The 21,657-nt window shown below is 62.4% G+C and carries 19 protein-coding genes and 1 pseudogene; 7 read left to right on the top strand and 13 right to left on the bottom strand.

Annotation, left to right across the window (positions count from 1 at the left end):
• Positions 1 to 56: 56 nt before the first annotated feature.
• From AC5FRW_RS04285 to AC5FRW_RS04260, 6 genes are all read right to left on the bottom strand, one after another.
• Positions 57 to 473, bottom strand: coding sequence for a hypothetical protein (locus tag AC5FRW_RS04285; protein ID WP_493567192.1), 417 nt, complete (start codon positions 471 to 473; stop codon positions 57 to 59).
• A 130-nt stretch (positions 474 to 603) separates the two neighbouring features.
• Positions 604 to 1,035 carry a hypothetical protein gene (locus AC5FRW_RS04280; RefSeq protein ID WP_493567191.1) on the bottom strand — a complete coding sequence of 144 codons (432 nt, stop codon included), beginning with the start codon at positions 1,033 to 1,035 and terminating at the stop codon, positions 604 to 606.
• Between the two features lie 212 nt (positions 1,036 to 1,247).
• On the bottom strand, positions 1,248 to 1,622 hold the full coding sequence (locus AC5FRW_RS04275) for a hypothetical protein (RefSeq protein ID WP_493567190.1): 375 nt from the start codon (positions 1,620 to 1,622) through the stop codon (positions 1,248 to 1,250).
• Between the two features lie 322 nt (positions 1,623 to 1,944).
• Entirely contained in the window at positions 1,945 to 2,682 is a 738-nt protein-coding gene (locus tag AC5FRW_RS04270; protein ID WP_493567189.1) for an OapC/ArvC family zinc-ribbon domain-containing protein, read from the bottom strand.
• Entirely contained in the window at positions 2,682 to 3,062 is a 381-nt protein-coding gene (locus tag AC5FRW_RS04265; protein WP_493567188.1) for a DUF2073 domain-containing protein, read from the bottom strand. Before AC5FRW_RS04265 ends, AC5FRW_RS04270 begins: the two co-directional genes overlap by 1 nt.
• A 6-nt stretch (positions 3,063 to 3,068) precedes the next feature.
• Entirely contained in the window at positions 3,069 to 3,710 is a 642-nt protein-coding gene (locus AC5FRW_RS04260) for an Era-like GTP-binding protein (protein ID WP_493567187.1), read from the bottom strand.
• Between the two features lie 1,057 nt (positions 3,711 to 4,767).
• Between AC5FRW_RS04260 and AC5FRW_RS04255 the strand changes: the two genes are divergently transcribed.
• A complete protein-coding gene (locus AC5FRW_RS04255) occupies positions 4,768 to 6,321 on the top strand; it encodes a Cdc6/Cdc18 family protein (protein ID WP_493567186.1) in 1,554 nt (517 codons plus the stop codon).
• A 104-nt stretch (positions 6,322 to 6,425) separates the two neighbouring features.
• Here AC5FRW_RS04255 and AC5FRW_RS04250 read toward each other — a convergent pair whose 3' ends face one another.
• Positions 6,426 to 6,998, bottom strand: coding sequence for a S26 family signal peptidase (locus AC5FRW_RS04250; protein WP_493567379.1), 573 nt, complete (start codon positions 6,996 to 6,998; stop codon positions 6,426 to 6,428).
• A 123-nt stretch (positions 6,999 to 7,121) separates the two neighbouring features.
• Positions 7,122 to 7,784, bottom strand: coding sequence for a S24/S26 family peptidase (locus AC5FRW_RS04245; protein WP_493567185.1), 663 nt, complete (start codon positions 7,782 to 7,784; stop codon positions 7,122 to 7,124).
• An 84-nt stretch (positions 7,785 to 7,868) separates the two neighbouring features.
• Between AC5FRW_RS04245 and AC5FRW_RS04240 the strand changes: the two genes are divergently transcribed.
• Positions 7,869 to 9,443 carry a DNA-directed DNA polymerase II small subunit gene (locus AC5FRW_RS04240; protein ID WP_493567184.1) on the top strand — a complete coding sequence of 525 codons (1,575 nt, stop codon included), beginning with the start codon at positions 7,869 to 7,871 and terminating at the stop codon, positions 9,441 to 9,443.
• 133 nt (positions 9,444 to 9,576) lie between these two features.
• A complete protein-coding gene (locus tag AC5FRW_RS04235) occupies positions 9,577 to 9,849 on the top strand; it encodes a hypothetical protein (RefSeq protein ID WP_493567183.1) in 273 nt (90 codons plus the stop codon).
• 161 nt (positions 9,850 to 10,010) lie between these two features.
• Here AC5FRW_RS04235 and AC5FRW_RS04230 read toward each other — a convergent pair whose 3' ends face one another.
• Positions 10,011 to 11,183, bottom strand: coding sequence for a hypothetical protein (locus tag AC5FRW_RS04230; protein WP_493567182.1), 1,173 nt, complete (start codon positions 11,181 to 11,183; stop codon positions 10,011 to 10,013).
• 209 nt (positions 11,184 to 11,392) lie between these two features.
• On the opposite strand from AC5FRW_RS04230, the gene AC5FRW_RS04225 reads away from it, so the two are divergent.
• A complete protein-coding gene (locus AC5FRW_RS04225) occupies positions 11,393 to 12,688 on the top strand; it encodes an O-acetylhomoserine aminocarboxypropyltransferase/cysteine synthase family protein (protein WP_493567181.1) in 1,296 nt (431 codons plus the stop codon).
• A 17-nt stretch (positions 12,689 to 12,705) separates the two neighbouring features.
• Here the strand turns inward: AC5FRW_RS04225 and AC5FRW_RS04220 are convergent, their stop codons facing one another.
• From AC5FRW_RS04220 to serB, 3 genes and pseudogenes are all read right to left on the bottom strand, one after another.
• Positions 12,706 to 13,182, bottom strand: coding sequence for a hypothetical protein (locus AC5FRW_RS04220; RefSeq protein ID WP_493567180.1), 477 nt, complete (start codon positions 13,180 to 13,182; stop codon positions 12,706 to 12,708).
• A gap of 48 nt (positions 13,183 to 13,230) precedes the next feature.
• Positions 13,231 to 13,356, bottom strand: a pseudogene (locus AC5FRW_RS04215) (phosphoserine phosphatase SerB); the annotation flags it as partial.
• A gap of 727 nt (positions 13,357 to 14,083) precedes the next feature.
• Positions 14,084 to 14,716 (bottom strand): phosphoserine phosphatase SerB, encoded by a 633-nt coding sequence (gene serB / locus AC5FRW_RS04210; protein ID WP_493567179.1) that lies wholly within the window; start codon positions 14,714 to 14,716, stop codon positions 14,084 to 14,086.
• A 337-nt stretch (positions 14,717 to 15,053) separates the two neighbouring features.
• Between serB and AC5FRW_RS04205 the strand changes: the two genes are divergently transcribed.
• The 3 genes from AC5FRW_RS04205 to AC5FRW_RS04195 are packed head-to-tail and all read left to right on the top strand — an operon-like array spanning position 15,054 to position 19,380.
• Complete coding sequence (locus AC5FRW_RS04205) at positions 15,054 to 16,106, top strand: TAXI family TRAP transporter solute-binding subunit (protein ID WP_493567178.1); 1,053 nt, start codon at positions 15,054 to 15,056, stop codon at positions 16,104 to 16,106.
• A gap of 8 nt (positions 16,107 to 16,114) precedes the next feature.
• Entirely contained in the window at positions 16,115 to 16,699 is a 585-nt protein-coding gene (locus AC5FRW_RS04200; RefSeq protein ID WP_493567177.1) for a DUF1850 domain-containing protein, read from the top strand.
• On the top strand, positions 16,696 to 19,380 hold the full coding sequence (locus AC5FRW_RS04195) for a TRAP transporter permease (RefSeq protein WP_493567176.1): 2,685 nt from the start codon (positions 16,696 to 16,698) through the stop codon (positions 19,378 to 19,380). Before AC5FRW_RS04200 ends, AC5FRW_RS04195 begins: the two co-directional genes overlap by 4 nt.
• A gap of 47 nt (positions 19,381 to 19,427) precedes the next feature.
• Here the strand turns inward: AC5FRW_RS04195 and AC5FRW_RS04190 are convergent, their stop codons facing one another.
• A complete protein-coding gene (locus tag AC5FRW_RS04190) occupies positions 19,428 to 21,641 on the bottom strand; it encodes an ATP-dependent DNA helicase (RefSeq protein ID WP_493567175.1) in 2,214 nt (737 codons plus the stop codon).
• Positions 21,642 to 21,657 lie beyond the last annotated feature (16 nt).

Below are 21,657 nucleotides of genomic sequence, written 5' to 3'. Positions count from 1 at the left end.
GAATATAACGATTGTGCCTGTTCCCACGAAGAAGGAAAAGGCGGTGTCGACGAGCCTCACTGCTCAGCCATCGGTAGCCCGGTGATAGACCGGAGAACGTATTCGGCGACGCCAAGAGCAGTCATCGCTCCGAGCGAGAACAGTAGACCGAACATGTTCCGCACGTACGGATTGCCGAGAGACTGCGAGTCGGGCTGAACGATATCGAGCGAGAGAAGTGCGATGATGATGACAGGTGTCACGAGGGAATACTTCGTCCAGAGATAGCCGACGAGACTCGCAACCTCGATCAGGAATAGGATGTGCAACAGCGCCAGCACCGTCATCCCGAGTGGTGATTCCACGAACGCAGCAACCGGGTTCTGTCTCGCCTGCACCATCATCACGATGCCGCCAATCACACCGTACAGCAGACCGAACCGGAGTGCCGCTCTCGTATTGCTGGTATCGATCCGATCGAGATGGAGGGTCACGACGCAGTTGTTTCGCGCGGTGGCACAAAAATTGCCACCACGTAACTGTGGATTCAAGGTAGTCTCGGATCAGTGTCGGGTCCGTATCGTGGTCGAAGAACCCCGTGCACTCCCGGAGTGACTGCGTGGGCTACAAGAGCGGGTCGTGAGAGATGTAGGGCGCCACATGGCGGACAAGGAACTCGCCGAAGCCGACGACGGCGAGCGCGGCGAGGACGTACATGTGGACGATGGGGTTCGAGTACAGTGCGATGAACGGCTCCATGCTTCCACGGTCGACGAACGCGAACCACGTCAGGAACCCGCTGATCGGTAGCGGTGACACGATTCGATAGCGGACCAGCAGATATCCGGGGACTGCCCCCAGAAGAAACGGGCCGAGAAAAACGATCGGTGCCGTGAGGACGAGTACTATTCCGCCGTCCGAGAACATCTGCGGGTCGATGTTCCAGTGTGCCAAGAGGAGAACGACGACGTTTGCGATACCTACCGCGGCGGCGACGATAGTGTACCGATTCACATGGAGCATCTCTTTAAATATAACGTCGGGATTCTTGTTCATAATTTTGGATGTACGTATACTGCAGACGGTATGATGGGTTCGGTTTGGGCTGTTCGGCGGATTCTACTCGAACGCTACGCCGAACGTGCGAAGAGAGACGGCTCCAGAAAGTCCATCATCGAAACACGTCCGACCAGGACAGCACTCTGGCAAGTGTAGCTTCGCCGTCAGGTGAAAGATAGGGCTGCGCACGATCAGTTCCGGAATCTTCGTCAAACGAGCGGCTCGTGTGAGAGGAACGGGACCCACTCCCGCATGTAGTATTCGATGACGGCGAGAACGACGGCAATGCATAGAGCGTAGAAAGGGATGAATGGATTGACATAGATATTGGCGATGCCCCGAGCAGTGAGATTGACAATGGTCAAGAGCCCACTCAAGGCGAGTGGGGTAACGAGCCGATAGCGTAGACAGAGGTATACCGGCACTCCACCCATGAGTGCGAGACCGGGGATATCTGCGAGTGGTTTCCCGAAGTAGGGGGAGCCCTGTGCAGTGGGTTTGTAAACATATAATGAAATCCACGCAGCCACAGTGTTGAGTGCGCCTGCGATGGCAGCTCCGATGGTGTATCTGTTCAGATCCATACTCTCGAATATTAATGTTTTATCGTCATAATTGTGTTCAGGGTTGTATCATGCTGTGTGCAATCAAAGCAACGCTCTGAAATCAACAATGTGCTACACAAGAGTGTATGCAAGATGTCGGTGGTCTGTGGGTGGTGACATCGGCCATGAGAGGACAGTGGAGTATCGGAGCTGTAGCCAGCGACTCGGTCGTCAACGCGTGGCACCCCAACGAACAAATCGCTCGCAATGCGTTTCGTGCTCATACTGCCGGCTGTAACTGTTTTAAGATATTCGCGACCCCGGGGTCGCGAAATTCTTCACAGACGTACAGCCGGTAGTATCAGTCCCGGAAGTTCTCGGGGACCTGAATGGAGTAGCGGCCGTCCTCTTCGAGGGCGATGATGTACTCCTCGCGGTCGTACAGCTCCATCAGATTCAGTTCGTACTGGCCCGGCTGTAAGACCTTGATGCTCTCGAACTGGTCGTTGAGTTCCGCGCGCAGTTCCTCCAGTCCCGGTCGTTCCTCGGGGGACTGCTCCGGGGTAGCGGTGGTGGCCGCCGTGTCGGTTGGGGGTGCAGTGTCAGCGTCTGCCTCGCTGGCGGACGGGGCCGTCCTCTCGGGGCCCCCTGTGTCGTCGTCGATGTCGCCCGGTGAGACCGGCTGGAAGTGGTGGTCGTCGTCGACAGGCTCCGACGGAAGTTCGTCGGCCGTCACGACATCGGTTCGGGCACTCGCCTGTGCGGTATCCTCTGGAGTCGTCCCAGTGGCGCTGTCGATTCCGGCAGCCGAACGAGGTTCCGATCGCTTGGTGTTCGCTTCGGACTCAGTCGTACGACGACGCTCGTCACTCGATCCACCGACCAGATCCTTGACCGTCGACGCGGTCTTGCCGACCGTCTGAGCGACCGACGAACCGGAAGGTTCCGGTGGCTCGGGCGGTTCGGCCGAGCTGTCGGCTGTCTCGGCTCCCGCGGGCTTGAACTGGAACTTGTTGCCGCCACAGTCCGGACAGCCAGAGAGCATCTCCTTGGAGCCGTCCGAGAACGTGCGGTCGCAGTTCGTACACTGGTGTGGCATTATTTCCGGGAGACGAGCGCGCTGATGAGGTTTTCGTCCTTGTGCAGCGTCTCGATCTGATTTGCGGGACCGATGACGGTGAGTTTCTTCGTCGATTCGGTGCCCATCAGTCGGTCGAGGAAGCTCGCGTCGGCGGTCTGAGAGCGGGGGTAGGTCTCGATCTCGATGCCGTTGAACTCGTCGGGGCTGATCTCGGTCATCGTCACTTCGATCAGTCGGGACTCCTCGTCGGGCGAGAGACCCTCTTCGAGGATGACGATGTTGCCATCGCGCACCCCATCGAGGATGGTTCGAATCTTCTCCATGGAGGTCAGTCCGTCCATGCGCTCGCCGCTGATGAGGTCGATCTGAACGCCGTCCTGTGGTTTTGCTTCAGCCATCCTCGTTCACCCGAAGTACTCCGCGATCTTGTCGTACACTTCGTCCATGTTGTCCCCTTCGAGCGCCGAGAGCGGAATGGTCTCGTGCTGTGGGAAGGCGTTTCTGATCCGCTGGACCGACGACTCTTCGAGGTCGGTCTTGTTCGCCAGAATGAGGACTGGCAGGTCCTGACTCTCGATGATCCCGATCAGCATGGTGTTGACCTGCGTGAACGGGTCTGTCGAAGAGTCGAGTACGTAGATGACGCCATCGACGTCCTCGCGAAGCCAGTGCATCGCCTCGGCGACCCCCTCTGTCGCTTCCCGGGAGCGACGCACTGCGTCGTCTTTCTCCATATCGTGATCGAGGAACTCCTCGTAGTCGACTTTCGTCGTCACGCCCGGCGTGTCGACGATATCGATGTTGACCGTCGCGCCGTTGCGCTCGATCTCGATGTCTTCTTTCCGGCGTGCGCGCCGTGTTTCGTGTGGAATGTGACTTTCCGGGCCGACCGCGTCACCGGTCCAGTCACGGGCGATTCGATTAGCGAGCGTCGTCTTCCCGGCGTTCGGCGGGCCGTAGATGCCGATCCGCTTGGGGTTCTCTTCGGAGAACAGCGACGATGCCGCGCGTGAAATGCTGTCTTTGAGATTCGTGAGCAGTCCCATCCTCGTTCCTCCCGCCCGAACGTCCGTATTCGGGGGCTTGAGCGTAGTAGACAGGCCGATTCACTTAAGCCTACGTCAGACAACCATACCCGATTTGATAGTACAGCGAAAAATACAGCGGCGAGAGGGGTTGAGAAAGCACGACCGTAGCCGGGTGTGCGTGGGCGAGGACGAGCGTCCGCGAGTGCACGACGGAGAGAAGGATCGAAGAAACGGATTGCCAACGTGGGACGACTGCGAGCGCTGGACGAGTTGTGAACAACATTCAAGTTGTGGTAATATGCCCACAATTCAACTGATGGTTCGAACACCCCCACCCCTTCGTTTCGGGTGGAACCGCTCGGACCCGTGGGGTCAGACGGGACGGATTCGAGTGGAAACGGACGGGCGGTGGGGAGTCCGCGAAACTGGATTTCCACTCTAGAGATGGTCCTAGTCCACTAGAGAGAACTCTAGAACAACAACATCAGACTAGAACCCTCCTTTGTTTCTAGTGCGGCTTTGGTTCTATTGGTCAGTACTTAACTCTTTCCGTCAATAGTAGTGGACTCGAAATCCTGCTCACCCCCCACCCACCTCTTGTAGTCGTTCCACCCGAAACGAAGGGGTGGGGGGGTTACTTTCACTTGGTAACACTGGACACTCCTGTTGTCGTGGTGGTCCCTCTCGTGGGCCGTCTCAGACACGCTCTCCTTCCTGTCGGGTGAACGCTCGACCCCCGCCCGTTTCCCGTCCACAGCACTTCCCACTGAACCACTCCCATCGATCGAAACCCGATCTTGTCACTGTCACAGGTCAAATATTACCACAGCCGGAACTCCGTCGTGGGCGTCGCCTCGTCATCCTGAGCCTGAGCATCTGACTCTGTTTCTATCACCTTCCCGACCATTGAGGACCGGAATGTTTAATATTCCATCACCCACGGGTTCTTGTGGTTCAACTGGACACGCATGCCTCGTCGAAATCCGGGCACAGTACGTTTCCTACGGCTTTCCGGGCTGATGACGAAGTGCGCACCAGTCCTTCCACCTGAAACAGGGGGGTACTGGAGACGACAATGACTGACACAGGCAACGACACGGATGCTGCTGGCGGTGCGTCAGACGGGTCGTCGGAAGACCGTTCGACAGCCGACGAACCGGCGGACAACGACAGTCTCGGGACCGATCTCGACGATGTCGTTCTCGACGACCTCGACGCCGACACGGACGGTGAGGCCGACGAAGCGTCCCGCGGACTGTTCGACGATCTGCTCAGCGGCGAGCCGATCTTCGAGAACAAGGAGGTGCTTCGCCCCTCCTACACGCCCCACAAGCTCCCGCACCGTGAGGAACAGATCAACAATATGGCGACGATCCTCGTTACCGCACTCCGTGGGGACACGCCGTCGAACATCCTCATCTACGGGAAGACCGGGACCGGCAAGACTGCCAGTGCCAAGTTCGTCAGCGAGGAACTCGAGACGACCTCCCAGAAGTACGAAGTCCCGTGTACGGTCGAGTACATCAACTGCGAGGTGACCGACACCCAGTACCGGGTGCTGGCCCAGCTCGCAAACAAGTTCATCGATCAGAATCGGGCGTACATCGACGACCGGATCGACGACCTCGGCGACCTTCGCGAGCGCGCGCGTTCAGACTCGAACGCTCTCGCCGACACCGAGTTCGCTACCGTCGAGGAGGTCACCGCCGAGATCGAGTCACTCGAAGCCGACCGCGACGGGTTCGAGGAAGTTCCGATGACCGGGTGGCCGACCGACCGGGTCTACAGTTCCTTCTTCGACGCTGTCGACTATCACGAGCGGGTGGTCGTCATCATGCTCGACGAGATCGACAAACTCGTCGAGAAGTCCGGCGACGACACGCTGTACAATCTCTCGCGGATGAACTCCGAACTCGAACGGTCCAGGGTCTCGATCATGGGCATCTCGAACGACCTGAAGTTCACCGACTTCCTCGATCCCCGTGTCAAGTCGAGTCTGGGCGAGGAAGAGATCGTCTTTCCACCCTACGACGCCAATCAGCTCCGGGATATCCTCGACCATCGCTCCGACGTCGCGTTCAAGGCCGAAGCGCTGACCGACGACGTGATCCCGCTGTGTGCCGCCTTCGCTGCACAGGAACACGGGGACGCCCGGCGTGCGCTCGACTTACTTCGGACCGCGGGCGAACTCGCCGAGCGCGACCAGACCGACTGCGTCGAGGAAGATCACGTCCGGCAGGCCCAGGAGAAGATCGAACTCGACCGTGTCGTCGAGGTCGTGCGCACGCTGCCGACCCAGAGCAAGATCGTCCTCTTCGCGATCATCCTGCTGGAAAAGAACGGCGTCCACAACATCAACACCGGCGAGGTGTTCAACATCTACAAGCGCCTGTGTGAGGAGATCGACGCCGACGTCCTGACCCAGCGCCGCGTCACCGACCTCATCAGCGAACTCGACATGCTGGGCATCGTCAACGCCGTCGTCGTCTCGAAGGGTCGCTACGGCCGGACCAAAGAGATCAGCCTCTCCGTTCCGATCGACGAGACCGAGGCCGTGTTGCTCTCCGATTCCCGACTCGGGGACATCGAGGACGTTCAGCCGTTCGTGCAGGCCCGCTTCGACAACTGAGACCGACGAGGATCACTGTTTTCGCCTGATTCGGACTTCTTCTGCGGTCACTGATCGCCGTCCAGTCGACGGCGTTCCAGTCGAAACTGGGGGCGATGAGTGGATCATCTGGTAACCACGGCTCCGAGACGCAGGCGGATGTTCCCGAGCCACGGAATGCGTGCTTCGGCAGTCCCGACGACCCATTCGGGCTTGACTGGCTCGGAGAGTGGGCCACCCACTCCACCGACCTGATCGTACCGCTGGTTCCAGTCGCCTTTAGTGATGAAGCCACTCGTGTTCGCCGGGCAGTTTGCCAGTTCCGTACAGTTGTCTGCGTCGATGAACTCCGTGTTCGCTCGCTCGTACCAGCGTTCGTTCTCCTCGACCCAGAACATCGCCCGGTGGATCACCGGCGTCCGTCTGTCGCTCCCGTTGGGCTGGAAGACGATCACATCACCCGGTTGCTGAAAGCTCGTGTAGCCGGTTCGAGTGCCCGCCTGTGCCGTCACGACGCCCGTCTCGCCGTGGGCACCCGCGCCTGCGAACCGTTGTTCGTCCATCACGAACACGAGATCGTTGGTCTTGATGTGTGGCTCCATGCTCCCGGATTCGATCGCGACCAGCGGCGGCCACACGCCGCTGATCGCAAAGAGCAGGCCAGCCACGAGCACGACCGAACCGAAGACGCTCACCATATCGGTCGCGAACAGCACCCACTCTGACTCGTCTGGCTCGTCGGCCCCATCGGGTGGCGTCGCCTCGTACGACGCCTCCGGTGGCTCGTCGCTCATTACACTCGCTTGGGACTGAGCGCCGTATCAACCTTCTGGGTGCGCGAACGCCCGCTGAATCTGGAGTCTCACGTTCCCGAGGAAGGGGACGCGTGATTCGGCGGTGCCGACGATCCACTCCTTTTTGACCGGCTCACACGGTCCCTCACAGCTCCTGAGCGCACTCGCCTGATCGTAGCCCCCGTTGTTGTCGCCCTTGGTGATGAAGCCACCGTGATCCGGTCGACAGCTGGCGAGTTCGTCACAGCTATCGGCGCTACCGACGTACTCGGAATTTGCCTTCTGATACCAGTTTTCGCTCTCGTTGACCCAGAACATCGCTCTGTGGATCACCGGCGTCTCGGATTCGTCCCCGTTCGGATAGAAGACGATCACGTCACCCGGTCCCTGAAAGCTCGTGTAGCCCGTGGTCGCGCCGTTGCTCGCGGGCACGACGCCGGTCTCGGCGTGGCTTCCCTCGCCTTCGAAGCGATCCTCGTCCATCACGAACACGAGGTCGCCCGTGTCGATGTGTGGCTCCATGCTCCCGGATTCGATCGCGACCAGCGGGGGAAAGAGACCGCTGATCGCAAAGAGGAGCGCGCCCACCAGCACCACCGCACCGGCACTGCTGACAAGGTCGAGCACGTAGACGATGGCTCCCGATCGGTCCTCGGTCGCCGGGGGATTGGGGCCTCGATCCTCGCTCATCGTGCATCAATGGGACGAAAACGCGTATCAACCTTCTGCCTCGGAGTCCGCTACGTTTTTCTCGTCGCCAGACCAGATTCTGGTGTGCCCCTGGAGACGCCGGCACGGATCGTCAGCGAACTCGCCAGCCGCGGGTACAACGCCGAGCGTGAGGCGGTGACGTTGCTGGCCGACGCGTCCGATTCCGACGCTGCGCTCGACCGTGCACTGGAAACGATTCCCGGTGACGCGCTCGTGCTCACTGCCGAGCACGTCAGGGAGTCACTCGATGCGTCTTCACCGACCGATTCTACGGCTGTCCCACACGACACGGACGGGTCTTCGACACCGCAACGAGACCCCTCCGTTTCGACTGGAAACGACCCCACAGCGTCCCCCAGTTCGGACGGGTCGGCTCCAGTCGAAACAGGGGGGTCAACGGAGGACGGAGCGGGACGGTCGGCCGATCCCGACAAGCGTTCGATCGAGGTCCACAACGACATGACCGGTCAGTCCACCGGGACCGGCGAGTACAGCGACTTCGTCTCCGTCTTTCGGGATCGCTACGAGAAACTCTCGAAACAGCTCCGCGGGCGGGTGAACCACCGGCCGACGGACGCCCTCGAACGGATGAGCGGCGGCGAGGAGGCGGCCATCGTCGGGATGGTCTCGGACATCCGCTCGACGGCCAGTGGTCACTGGCTGATCGAACTCGAAGACACCAACGGGACCTTCCCCTGTCTGGTGATGAAAGACCGCGCCATCGCCGACCTCGTGCAGGAACTCCTCTACGACGAGGTGATCGCCGTCGACGGAACGCTGGCCGACGACAGCGGCATCCTCTTCGTCGACTCGCTGCACTTCCCCGACATTCCCCGAACGCACAAACCCTCGACCGCTGATCGCCACGTGCAGGCCGCCCTCATCTCGGACGTGCACGTCGGCAGTCAGGAGTTCATGGCCGACGCCTGGCACCGCTTTGCCGACTGGCTTCACACCCCAGAGGCAGAACACGTCGAGTATCTCATGATCGCTGGCGACATGGTCGAGGGCGTCGGCGTCTACCCCGATCAGGACGAGGAACTCGACGTGGTCGACATCTACGAGCAGTACGAGCGCTTCAGCGAGTACCTCAAGGAGGTGCCGGGCGACATCGAGATCCGGATGATCCCCGGCAACCACGACGCCGTCCGCCTCGCCGAACCACAGCCGGCCTTCGACGAGGAACTGCGCGATATCATGACCGCCCACGACGCGCAGGTCCACTCGAACCCCTCGCTCGTCACCATCGAGGGCGTCACCGTCCTGATGTACCACGGCGTGTCGCTGGACGAGGTGATCGCCGAGCTACCGGACGACAAGGCCAGCTACGACGAGCCACACAAGGCGATGTACCAGCTTCTCAAGAAGCGCCACGTCGCTCCGCAGTACGGCGGTCACACCCGCCTTGCACCCGAAGACCGCGATTACCTCGTGATGGAGGAGGTGCCGGACGTGTTCCACACCGGCCACGTCCACAAACTCGGCTGGGGGAAGTACCACAACGTGCTGGCCCTGAACTCTGGCTGCTGGCAGGCCCAGACCGACTTCCAGAAATCCGTCAACATCGACCCCGACGCCGGCTTCGCCCCCATTTTGGACCTGGACACGCTGGATATGACCGTTCGGAAGTTCACGTAACGACTCTTGGCCTCGACTGAGTTTGCTGGTAATTCGAGTCGCCACTGTGACCGCCTCGTCCACGGCCAGTCGTTTCAACTGATAGCCAAATTCGGAATCTATATCTGAACATCCTTCGATTCAATTTTTATAAATGTTCGAACTGGCAGAGCTTCGGGAACACAACGCGGTACAGGCGACTGTCGTGCTTGTGGCAGGTGTCCTCGTCGCCGCGTACTTCCTGTATCTGGTGCCCGTGATCGGGGCCGCGATACTATATCTCGGCATCTCGTGGTATCGAACGGGAAGGCCTGCGAGACGGAGAGTCGGTCTCCTCCTCGTCGCTGGTGGTGCGGTCCTGCTGGCACTGTCTCCGTTCGTCTACGCCGGCATCGTCCGACAGCCGGGATTTGAGATGGTTCGATAATCCGGTTTGAATACTGGGATCGAACCAGTCGTCGGAGAGTGGTCCGTAATATCAGATCTTCTCCCACGGCTCCGGGAGTCGCGCCGCTTACGGACTCGTACCGGTTCTGGATCTGGACACGCTGGATATGACGGTGCGGAAGTTCGTCTGACCGTCCTCGGTCACGAATCGCCCTCGTCACCGCCGACGAGGCGAGCGACGACCACGCCGACAACCCCACTCGGAAGCCAGACGGCGAGGGTCATGGGCACCAGAATCTGCGCACCGTTGCCGGGGTCGAACCCGGCCGTCGCGTTCAGGATCGCGGCGGAGACGGGGATCGCCAGCAGTGTGGCGGCGACCGTCGGGACGTATCGAGAGTCCCGAGCGAGCAGATAGCCCAGACAGAGGCACCCGATCGCAACTGCCGGTGCGCCGTACGCTGCCGGTAACAGGTAGCTCGTCTTCGAGGTCGGCGGGAGGGTGACGACGGTGGCGGCGACGATCACGAGGCCCGGCGAGATGCCGAGGAGACGATGGCGCGTGTCGGACGCTCGAAACTGCTGGAGCCACGAGCGAAGCGCTCGATCACTCCCGTACCGCAGGACGACGCCGAGTGCGACCACGGCGGGCCCGAGACTCGCGACCAGATCGGCCAGCAGTGTCGGCCCCGCCCAGCCGAGGACGTAGGCTCCGATGTGGACGTTCGCGCCACCCCTCGAAAGCGCAGATCTGTCCGGTCCGGCGACGATGTACGTCTGCCAGTCGATCGCATCGCCGTCCTCGGCCTGCCAGACGACGGATCGACCGTCGTCGGTGACAGCCGCTCCCCGAGGTGTGTTCGCGATCGTCATTCCCTCCGGCGCAGTAATCCGGACCCGTTCGGCTGTCAGCCGGTAGGCAAGTCCGTGCGGTTCGTCGTGCTGGTCGAAGCTCTCGACGAGGAGGTACTGTCCGCGCGTGGTCGCGAAGTCGTCGACGCGGAATGTCACCAATACCGTTCCGTCCCGAGCCTCGCCGACGACGTTGTCGGTCTGTCCGTCGTAGGGTGTGATCATGTCTTGGTCAACGAAGTGCTGGATCTCGTCGGCCATCGATTCGGCCCGCCTGTCCGCGGCAGCGGGGGGACCGTCGTATGGGACGCTGATCGTCCAGCGAGCCGAGCCGTTCTCGTAGAGTTGCACGTCGACGGTCCCGATGCCGTCGCCGTACATCTCGCCACAGACGTCACAGACGACGTACCGCTGTGACGGGCCATCACAGCCTGCCAGCGCGAGCAGAGCGAGCAGTGCTCCCAGTGCGAGGAGTCGTCGCCTGTCGACCGGAAGCCGCCCGGTGCCGTTCGATTCGCTCATGATCTCGTGAAAGAACCGCCCACAGCGACTGCTGTATGTCTTGTGATCCGGTCGACAGATACTGCATCCGGTCGGCCGCCGTCCGCTGGGGACGTCAGGGAGCCAAACGCGTTCGTCGTCCACCCGAAATACCGCCGCTATCCCGGACAGCAGGTGATCTCGACCGATGTCGGCGGGACTTATCATGTGGGCCGCCGAGAGTGTGGTATATGAGCGACGACGACCGCGGATTCGAGACCGACGCACTGCACGTGGGACAGGAGGAACCGGAGTCACACGCACGGGCGCGCGCCCCACCGATCTACCAGACGACATCCTACGTCTTCGAGGACGCAGAGGACGCCGCCGCCCAGTTCGCCCTCGAAAAGCCCGGCCACATCTATTCGCGACTGATGAACCCGACCTGCAACATGTTGCAGGAACGCATCGCCGCACTCGAAGGCGGGGTCGGTGCGGTCGCGACCTCCTCGGGCATGGCGGCGCTCAACCTCGCGACCTTCCTGCTTGCCGACGCCGGTGACAACATCGTGACGGCCTCCTCGCTGTACGGGGGCACCTACACCTACTTCACCCACACCGCGCCGCGCAACGGCGTCGAGGCCCGCTTCGTCGACACGCTCGATTACGATGCCTACGAGGAGGCGATCGACGAGAACACCGCCTACGTCCACTTCGAGACCATCGGCAACCCCTCGCTGGTGACGCCGGACATCGAGCGACTGGCCGACATCGCCCACGACAACGGCGTCCCACTCTTTGTCGACAACACCTTCGCGACGCCGTACCTGTGCAATCCCCTCGAACACGGCGCGGACCTCGTCTGGAACTCCACGACCAAGTGGATCCACGGCCACGGCACGACCGTTGGCGGTGTGCTGGTCGACGGCGGCAGTTTCCCGTGGAGCGAGCACGCAGAGAAGTTCCCCGAGATCGCACAGGAGAACCCAGCCTACCACGGCGTGAACTTCGACGAGACGTTCGGCCCGGCGGGCCTGACCTACGCCGCCATCGCGCGCGGCCTTCGTGACATGGGCAATCAGCAAGCGCCCTTCGACGCCTGGAACACGCTGCAGGGCCTCGAAACCCTCCCCGTGCGGATGGAGCGCCACTGCGAGAACGCGATGGCCGTCGCCGAGCACCTCGACGACCACCCGGAAGTCTCGTGGGTCACCTACCCCGGTCTCGACGATCACGAGACCCACGACACCGCCAGCGAGTACCTCGATGGCGGCTACGGCGGCATGATCACCTTCGGCCTCGAAGCCGGCTACGACGCCGCCCGCAGCACGGTCGAGTCCACGGAGATCGCCTCCCTGCTCGCCAACGTCGGCGACGCCAAGACGCTTATCATCCACCCCGCCTCGACGACTCACCAGCAACTCACCGACGAGGAGAAACAGGCCGCGGGTGTCACGAACGACCTCGTGCGCCTCTCCGTCGGCCTCGAATCGGCCGACGACATCATCGCCGACCTCGATCAGGCCATCGAGCAGGCGACGAACTAAGCAGACGACACTCCGTTTTACAGACGACCCAGTACGCTCACCCCACCGGCCACGAGCGGGACGAGCACGGCGAGGTAGACGAACGCCGAGACGGCCCAGTCGCGGGTGATCGTCGAGACGCGCTGGCGGGCGAGGCCGGGTCGTGGGAGTACGACCACGGCGAAGAAGCCGACCATCAGGACCAGCAGGACGGCAGCCGTCACCAGATACGTCGCAAGGCCGCCACCGAGCACACCCCCGACGAGCAACAGCACGGTCACGTACAGCGGGCCGGTGAGCCAGCCAGCGACGTGGTGGACGACCGCGGCGAGTCGTGCCGGTGCGGTGTCCGGGTCCTGTTCGGTCAATACCCCGGCGGCGACGAAGGGCGGCGTCTCCCCCTCTGGCAGTCGAGCCATCACCACGTCCATCGCTCTGGTCGCGATCATACCGGCGACGACGCCGAACGCGATCAACAGCGGGACACCCAGCGACACCGACGAAATGATCGTCATGTCTCTTGCTGGAGTCGCCAGCGACTTTGAACCGATACCAAACGAGTGCTACAGCACGCCTTCGCTTTCCAGCGGATCGTGCAGTTCGGCCATCGTCTCGACGATGGTGTCACACGACGGCGCGACGGCCGGTTTCGGGTCGAAGCCGACGGCGAGGCTGGCGACTTCGAGCAACCATAACGGCCAAACCAAGCTTTTTGACGGATGAATACTAGTTCAGGGATCTATCCTATAGAGTACACGCTCCTCGATCTCCTAAGTCAGAATTAAGACATGTGATTAGACCATCACTATATTCATGGGTTAATTCAATGTATATATGTCTTCAATTCAAACAAAATAGATTTATATGGATCTAGCTTTTGTACTAATAAAATTGCGTGGAAAAACTCACCAAATAAACCTTCTAATTAGATATATGAATATCGCGATGAGTGATAATATTACGATTATCATGAATATCGCAACTGGCGGAACTCCTATTGTGTGTGTCATCAGACATGGGTAGAAATTCTTCTCATTAATATATTTCGACATTCAATATCAAATCAACAGCTCTAAAAATTTGTTTTGATAGCGTATCTGAGTAACTCTCAGCCTTGTCTTTTGATATACACCTCGCGAATTCGATGCGCTCTGAAGTACTGTGTTTGCTTGTATTTAGGGATGCCTCTATTAGGTGAAGCCCAGCGTTACACCTGCGATCGGTGGGTCTGTTAGAAATTGACGTACACTTTACCGTTAGAGGGTGTCATAGAACGGTTGGCATGGTTTTCTGACACCGATCGAGAGGGCTGCTGTTGCTACTTCTGAACACCGGCAATTTTCTTCAGCTCTCAGATACCGCTTTTCGGGAAGCTACTGAGGTATGTGAGTTGTTCTATGACTCCCTGTACACAGTTTACAACACGCCTTCGCTTTCCAGCAGATCGTGCAGTTCGGCCATCGTCTCGACGATGGTGTCACACGACGGCGCGACGGCGGGTTTGGGATCGAAGCCGACGGCGAGACCGGCGACTTCGAGCATCGGGAGGTCGTTTGCGCCGTCGCCGACAGCGATGGTGTCCGCTCGATCCTCGCCGACGATGGTCGTCACGATGTCTAAGGCGTCGTCCTTGGTCCCCTCGATGAGCGGTCCCTCGGCCGCACCGGTAAGTTTCCCGTCAGCGACGGGCAGGCGGTTGGCGACGATGGCGTCGACCTCGACCCCCTCCGCTTCGAGTGCAGCCTCGACACCACGCTCGAACCCGCCGGTGAGGATGCAGACGTAGACGCCCGCCGCGCGCAGGGCCGCGATCACGTCGGCCGCGCCGGGGCGAAGCTGGACCTGCTCGAAGGCCGTCTGTGCGGTCTCGTCGTCCATCCCCTCTAGCAGCGCACATCGCTGGTAGAGACTTTCGGCGTACTCGATCTCGTCGTTCATCGCCCGTTCCGTGATCTCGGCCATGTCGTCGGCCGTGTCGTTCTGGTTGCCAAGCAGGACCGTCATCTCCGAGTCCGAGAGGGTCCCGTCGAAGTCGAACGCGACTAGCATTGCTCCGTTATTCTGTGCGAGGGGTTTCAAATGGTGTGATTCGCGGGAGCGGTCTTAACCAACAGCTCCGGGCAAGGGACGGTACAGTTGGTTAAGACCGCTCCCGCGCTGGCCCCTCCGGGACGATTCGACCATGCCGCTGCGATCCGTGTCGTGAAGCCGGCGTTACCGGTGAGTCTGCTCTCGTTACTGGCGTGGCCCACCGCCGTCGGCGGCAGTGGCCGGGCGAAGTAATGCCACGTATCTGGAGAGTTGTGTTACCTTCTCGTGTCTTTCGCCGAGCCAAACCGGCGCGGTCCGATCTATAACAAAGTGTGGCACTGTCCCACATGCCAGTATGGTTCCCGATCAGAACCGTCGACGATTTCTTCGAACTGCATCGCTTGCTGGCATCGCTGGTCTCACCGGGATCGGCGACGTAAGCGCCACTCAGGAGACCCGCCTCTCGTGGCACGCTGGTGGGACAGGCGGGACGTACTTCCCGCTCTCGAACGAGATCAAGACGCTCGTCGAGGACAGCACCGACTTCAGGCTGAACGTCCAGTCGACCGGTGCGAGCGTCGAGAACGTCGGCAACCTCGGCTCTGGCTCGGCCGATTTCGCGCTCATTCAGAACGACATCGCCTTTTTCGCCCGGAACGGCACCGGTATCGAGGTGTTTCAGGACAACCCCATCGAGAACCTCCGCGGGGTCGCGACCCTGTACCCCGAGACGATCACCATCGTCACGCTCCAGAACACCGACATCGAGGAGCTAGCGGACCTCGAAGGTGCGACGATCAACACCGGTGACCTCGGGAGTGGCACACAGGTCAACGCGCTTCAGATACTGGAGGCCGTCGGTATTCAGGACTTCGAGGAGCAAAACGCCTCGTTCTCACAGGCGGCCGATCAGCTTCGGAACGGGGACATCGACGCCGCGTTCGTCGTCGGCGGGTGGCCCGTCGGTGCGATCGCGGACCTCGCGACGACGAACGACATCAGGATCGTGCCGATCTCGGGCGAGAACCGCGAGGCCGTCAAGGAGGCCGCCACGTGGTTCTCCGACGACACGATCCCCGGCGGGACCTACGACGGCGTCCAGGATGACACCGAGACGATCGCAGTCCAGGCGATGATCGCGACGCGGGCCGACCTGTCGGCCGACACGGTCGAGGCGATCACAGCCGCGATCTTCGACAACGTCGATCAGCTAACGATCAAGTCCGAGTTCATCAGCGCCGACTCCGCGCTGGACGGAATGTCGATCATCCTCCATCCCGGTGCGGCCGCGTACTTCGATGTCAGTACCGCCGTCCCCACGGCGACCGGTGGCACGGGGACGGCGACGAACGAAACCGAGACCGGGATGAACGAGACGGCGGCCGAAACGGAGACTGAGTCCCAGTAGTTCGTGGCATGGCTCGGAGACTGGCCGCGCTGGTCCTGACTGCGTCACTCGTCCTCGGCGCCGGGGTGGTCGTCTCGGGGGCCAGCACCGGTGTGTCCGCGGTCGAAAGCGATGGGATGGCTCCATCTGCAGACGACGGCGCCACTCCCGTCACCGACCCGGCGAACGGTTCGACGACGTACGTGCTCCTCGTCGTCGACGTGGAGACGGGCCAGCGGTATCTCACTCAGCCCATCGCGAACGGGACCCACGTCGCCCTCGAATACAACCACAGCGTCGAGCAGTCGCGCGTCTACGAGCAGTACACCGTCCGCGGTGACCGCCTCGTCGAGACCCGGATGGAGTTCGAGTCCTACGGCTGGGGGCTGCCCGCCGACGCGAACGTCACCGAGGTCGACGGTACGTTCGTCTACGACCCGCCCGGGGCCTTGCGGCGACTGACCGTCGCACCGGGCGACATCGCCGACCACCGCCTGCACGTCGGATCGGCCGCGTACGATCTCGTCGCGCTGACCGACGGACGGTCGGTCGACATCCATCTGGTCCGCCAGTGCAGCGCCACGACAGCACCTGACGACGAGGGCGACGGATGAGTGACGCTCGTGACGACGGTCCGATCCCCGACGCCGGAACCGACGAGCCGACCGAACCGGACACAGAGACGATCCTGCAGGAGATCGAACGCAAGCGCACCGTCCGGGGGAGCCTCGCGGTCGTCGTCTCCCTGATCGGCATCAGCTTCTCTGCGTATCAGTTGTGGTTCGCGGCACGCGGCTTCGAGTTCGCGATCACTCTCCCGGTCGTCGGGCGGTTCGAACTGGCGACGCTCCAGTTGCTCCAGATCAACGCCGTCCACGTCGGGTTCGCGCTCGTCCTGACCTTCCTCCTGTATCCCGGGACGACAGGCGACGGCCCGATCACCCGCCGGTCGTCGGCGCTTGCGGCCGGCTTTCGGGACCGCTTTGGCGAGACCAGCGTCATCACCCGAACGACCGAACGGGTCGGCGGCGGCCTGCGGTGGGCGGCCGTCGACCCCGACTTCGATCGGGTCACTCCGGCCGACCTCTTGCTCATCGCGGTCACCGTCCTCTCCGTGGCGTACTTTATTACCGACTTTCAGGAGATCCAGCGGATGCGCGCGCTCGGGCTACAGGCCGGCCGCCCCATCCACGAGGTGTTTACGTTCCTCGAACCGATCGCTGGCCTGCTCGGGCCACTCGCCGACACCTCCTATGCGTTCGTGCTGGGCGTCCTCGGCGTCCTCCTCGTCCTCGAAGCGACGCGCCGGGCGATCAGCCTCTACCTGATGGTCATCGTCGCTGCGTTCATCGTCTACGCCCACTGGGGCTATCTGATCCCGCTCAACGCGCCCTACGTCGGCGTGCTCTCGATCCCCGAACTTTCCTGGGCCGCCATCGTCCAGAACCTCTGGTACAACACGGAGAACGGCGTGTTCGGCATCCCGGTCACCGTCTCGGTGCAGTTTATCTACATCTTCATCCTCTTCGGGGCGTTTCTGGAGATGTCCGGCGCGGGCCAGTGGTTCATCGACCTCGCGTACGCGGCCACCGGGACGCGCAAGGGCGGCCCGGCGAAAGCGTCCATTCTGGCGAGTGGGTTCATGGGCACCATCTCGGGGTCCTCGATCGCCAACACGGTGACGACGGGCGCGTTCACCATCCCGCTGATGAAACGGTCGGGCTACAGCGCGGAGTTCGCTGGCGGCGTCGAGTCCTCGGCCTCCTCGGGGGGCCAGATCCTCCCCCCGGTGATGGGTGCCGCGGCCTTCCTCATCGTCCAGTACACGGCGACGCCCTTCGCGGACGTGATCGTCGCCGCGGCCATCCCCGCCATCGTCTTCTTCTTCGGCGTCTGGGTGATGGTCCACTTCGAGGCCTCCCGTGTCGGCATCGGCGGTCTCGATCCGGCGGACCTCGTCGACATCCGCACGCACCTCACGCGCGGGTGGTTCTATCTCGTCCCGATCGTCCTGCTGCTGTACTACCTCATCGTCGTGCGCCTCTCGGTGGCCCGCTCGGCGTGGTTCACGCTGATCGCGATCACCGCGCTCCTCGCGCTCGTCGCCGCCTACAGCGACGAGACACGCGGTCGCCTCGTCGCCGTTTTCGCCGTTCTCGTCGGCGGGGCCTTCGTCTGGAATCTGCTGGCGGACGCTGGCGGCGTCGTGGCGGCGGCCGGGGCGACGCTCGGCCAACTGGGCTGGCTGGCGATGGGGGCGGGCGTCCTCACGATGGCTTCGAAGCCGCGCCACGACGCGCCGCTGCTTGAGTTCGACGAGCAGGTCGAGGCGTCGGCAGCGACCGTGGCCGATGCCGTCTCCCGCCCCGATATGCACGACAACGGCCTGTTCCGCTTCCTGACGTTCGTCGGCAAGTCCATGGACGAGGGGGCACGCACCGCGGTCCCCATCGTCATCGCCGTGGCTGCCGCAGGCATCATTCCGGGCGTCATCAGCGTCTCCGGTCTCGGGCCGAACCTCGTGGCCCTGATTCGTGCCGTGGCCGGGGGGTCGCTCGTCCTCCTGCTGGTGATCACCGCCATCTCCTGTATCGTCCTCGGGATGGGGATGCCGACGACCGTCACCTACATCATCCTCGTCTCGATGCTCGGGCCGGCGCTCACCGGCTTCGGCCTGCCCGAACTGGCCGCACACCTGTTCATCCTCTATTTCGGCGTCATCGCCGACATCACGCCGCCGGTCGCCGTCGCGGCGTACGCCGCCTCGGGGGTCGCCAAGTCGGACCCGTTCCAGACGGGCATCGAGGCGTTCTCGCTGTCGCTCAACAAGGCGATCGTTCCCTTCGCGTTCGTGCTCACCCCCGGAATCGTCCTCCTGCGTGAACGGCCGGACGCCGCCGACCTACCCGCCGGTGACAAATTCCGCGTCATCAACGCGGCCGATCTGGCCGATCTGGTCTGGCTCGTCCCGGAGGTACTCGTCCCCGTCACCGGCGTCTTCCTCGGCGTCATCGCGCTCGCAGCGACGGTCATCGGCTTCGTCTACACCAACGTTTCCCGGCCCGAACGAGCAGCCTTCGCACTCAGTTCGCTCCTGTTGATGGCACCGAGTCTGCTCGTTTCGGGGACCTACGACGTGCTCGCCCTCCTCGGCGTCGCGAGCGGACAGGTGACGCTCGTCCTCGACCTGTTGCTCCGGGGTGTCGGACTGGTACTGTTCGTCGGTCTCCTCGCACTCAATCGACGGCGTGAGACGGTTGGTGACGATCCCGGCGGCTCTCCAGAAGCCGCCTAGCCTCTCCTCAGACGACGCTCCGCCCTCGACGGCGGCGAGTCGACTGCTCAGGGCGTGGGCGGTGGCCCATCGTAGCCTCCGAGATCCTGATAGAAGTTCAGCATCGCGAACTTGAGTTTGTCGGGGTCGATATCGAGCATCTCGCGGCGTTCCTCGGGCGGGAACGTGCCCCGGACGGCGTAGTCGTGCATCTCCATCTCGGCGGCCTGCGTGTAGCGTTTGTCAAGCAGAACGCGGACGCCGAAGTCCTCGGGCGAGCGGACGACCCGGCCAAGCGCCTGTCGGGTCTTGCGGATCGTCGGAATCTCGACGGCGTAGCGCCAGCCGGCCTCGTCGTCGTCTTCTCCGCCGAAGCTGGTGTCGTAAGCGTCCTGCACGGCGTCCATCCGGTCGTCGAGGTGCGGATAGGGGACGCCGACCACGACGACGGTGCGGGCGTCGTCGCCATCGTAGCTGACCCCCTCGGAGAGGGTGCCCCACAGCGAGGTAAAGAGGATGCCGTCGTCGTCGTCTTCGACGAACGACTCGCGCAGGTCTCGGGCCTGTGTGCCGGGCTGGTCGAGGTAGTAGGTCCCTGCGACCGTGACGCGTTCGTGGTACCGTTCGGCCTCGGCGTAACTCGGGAAGAAGGCGAGCGTGTTGCCCGGCGTCATGCGGGCGGCGTCTTCGAGCACTCCCGCGATGGTGTCCTGTGTCGACGGATCGTCGCGGTTGCTGGCGAACAGCGCCGGTCCGTCGACGGCGTAGGTCCGGCGACGGTCCTCGGGGAACTGTGCGCCGTAGGCCATCGTGGTGGGATCGTCCAGCCCCAGCACGTCCCGGGTCACGTCGAAGGGTCGAACGGTCGCGCTCATCAGCACCGCGGCGTGGAGGTCCTCGAACAGGTCCCGGGTGACGTTCGAGGGGATGCAGGTGTACAGTTCGGCGCGGCCGTACACGTCGCCCTGTCCCTCCTCGTCCCGGCGAACACTCACCACGGGATACTGGCCGAGGTCGTCGCTCTCTGCGAGCCACGCCGAGACGAACTGCGCGGCCTGCAGAGTCTGACACTCCTTGCGAGTGTCCAGTTCGCCTTCCTTGAACGCCTCCTCGTACTGCTGGTCGAGGTCCCGTCCCAGATCCAGTGCCTGATCGAGTTCTTCGTGAAACCCCGGCCCGGAATATTCCTGCAGGAAGGCAAGCGTCAGCTCGTCTCGGCGGTCGTCGTTGGCGATCGAGAGGTCGTCCCAGTGTTCGTCGACCTGTTCACGTTCTCCAAAGTCGAAGGCGTCGTCGTAGGCCGTCCGCAGCGCCCGCAGGAACGTCGAAACGACGTTGTGGGCCGCGTCACTGCGGGCGTCCTCGGTCTCGGCGAGTTCGTCGATGGCGCTCTCGACGGTGGTCTCGGTGAGCGTCCGGCGGGCGTGGTCGCGGGCGGCGTCCTCGACGTTGTGGGCCTCGTCGAAGACGGCGACCACGTCCTCGGGATCGCGGCCGAGCCAGCGGAAGAACTGCTCGCGGATCATCGGATCGAGCAGGTGGTGGTAGTTACACACCACCAGATCGACGCCCTCGATCCCCTCCTTGAGCAGTTCGTAGCCACACAGTCCCCGGTCGTGGGCGTACTCGTACACGTCGTCGGGCGTGCGAACGTCCTCGTAGAGCCACGCGTAGAACTCCGTCGTATCGACCGTGAGATTGCGATAGTAGTGATCGCAGGTCGACTGCTCTGCTTCGAGTTCGTCGAGATCGTCCTCGATCGCTCGGAGTTCGTCCATCACGGCGTTGCGCGCTTCCAGCGCGTTCGCTGCCTCGCCATCGCCGCCGACGGCGTCTCCGCCCGACTGGGCCTGCTCCAGCAGGTCCTGCTCCTGGCGTTCGAGTTCGGCGATCTCCTGTTCTTTGTCCACCAGATCGCGGGTGGTGTCCCGCAGTGCCTGACACTCCTCGTAGTCCACGTCGATGTGACACATCGATCCCTTCCCGCGGAAGACGACGGCGCGGATCGACTCCTGTGCGGTGATCGCACGGGCGTCTTCGACGAACTGGCGCATCTGCTGGTGGACGTTGGTCGTAATGACGACGGTCTTGTTTGCCTGCCGGGCGTATTCGAGTGCCGGCACGAGCGAGGCCAGCGTCTTGCCGGTCCCGCAGGCCCCCTCGAAGAGCACGTCCTGCCCGTCGGTCAGAGCGTCGTAGATCTCGCCCATCGCCTCGTGTTGGTGGTCGTACGGCTCCTCGTAGGGGAAAAAGCGCAAGTAGTCGTCGTCGGTCGTCGCCACACGCTCTCTTGATCGC

Source organism: Halomicrobium sp. HArcht3-1, from assembly GCF_058933345.1.
Note: the sequence above shows the minus strand (reverse complement) of the source record. Positions and strands in the feature narration are given on the sequence as shown.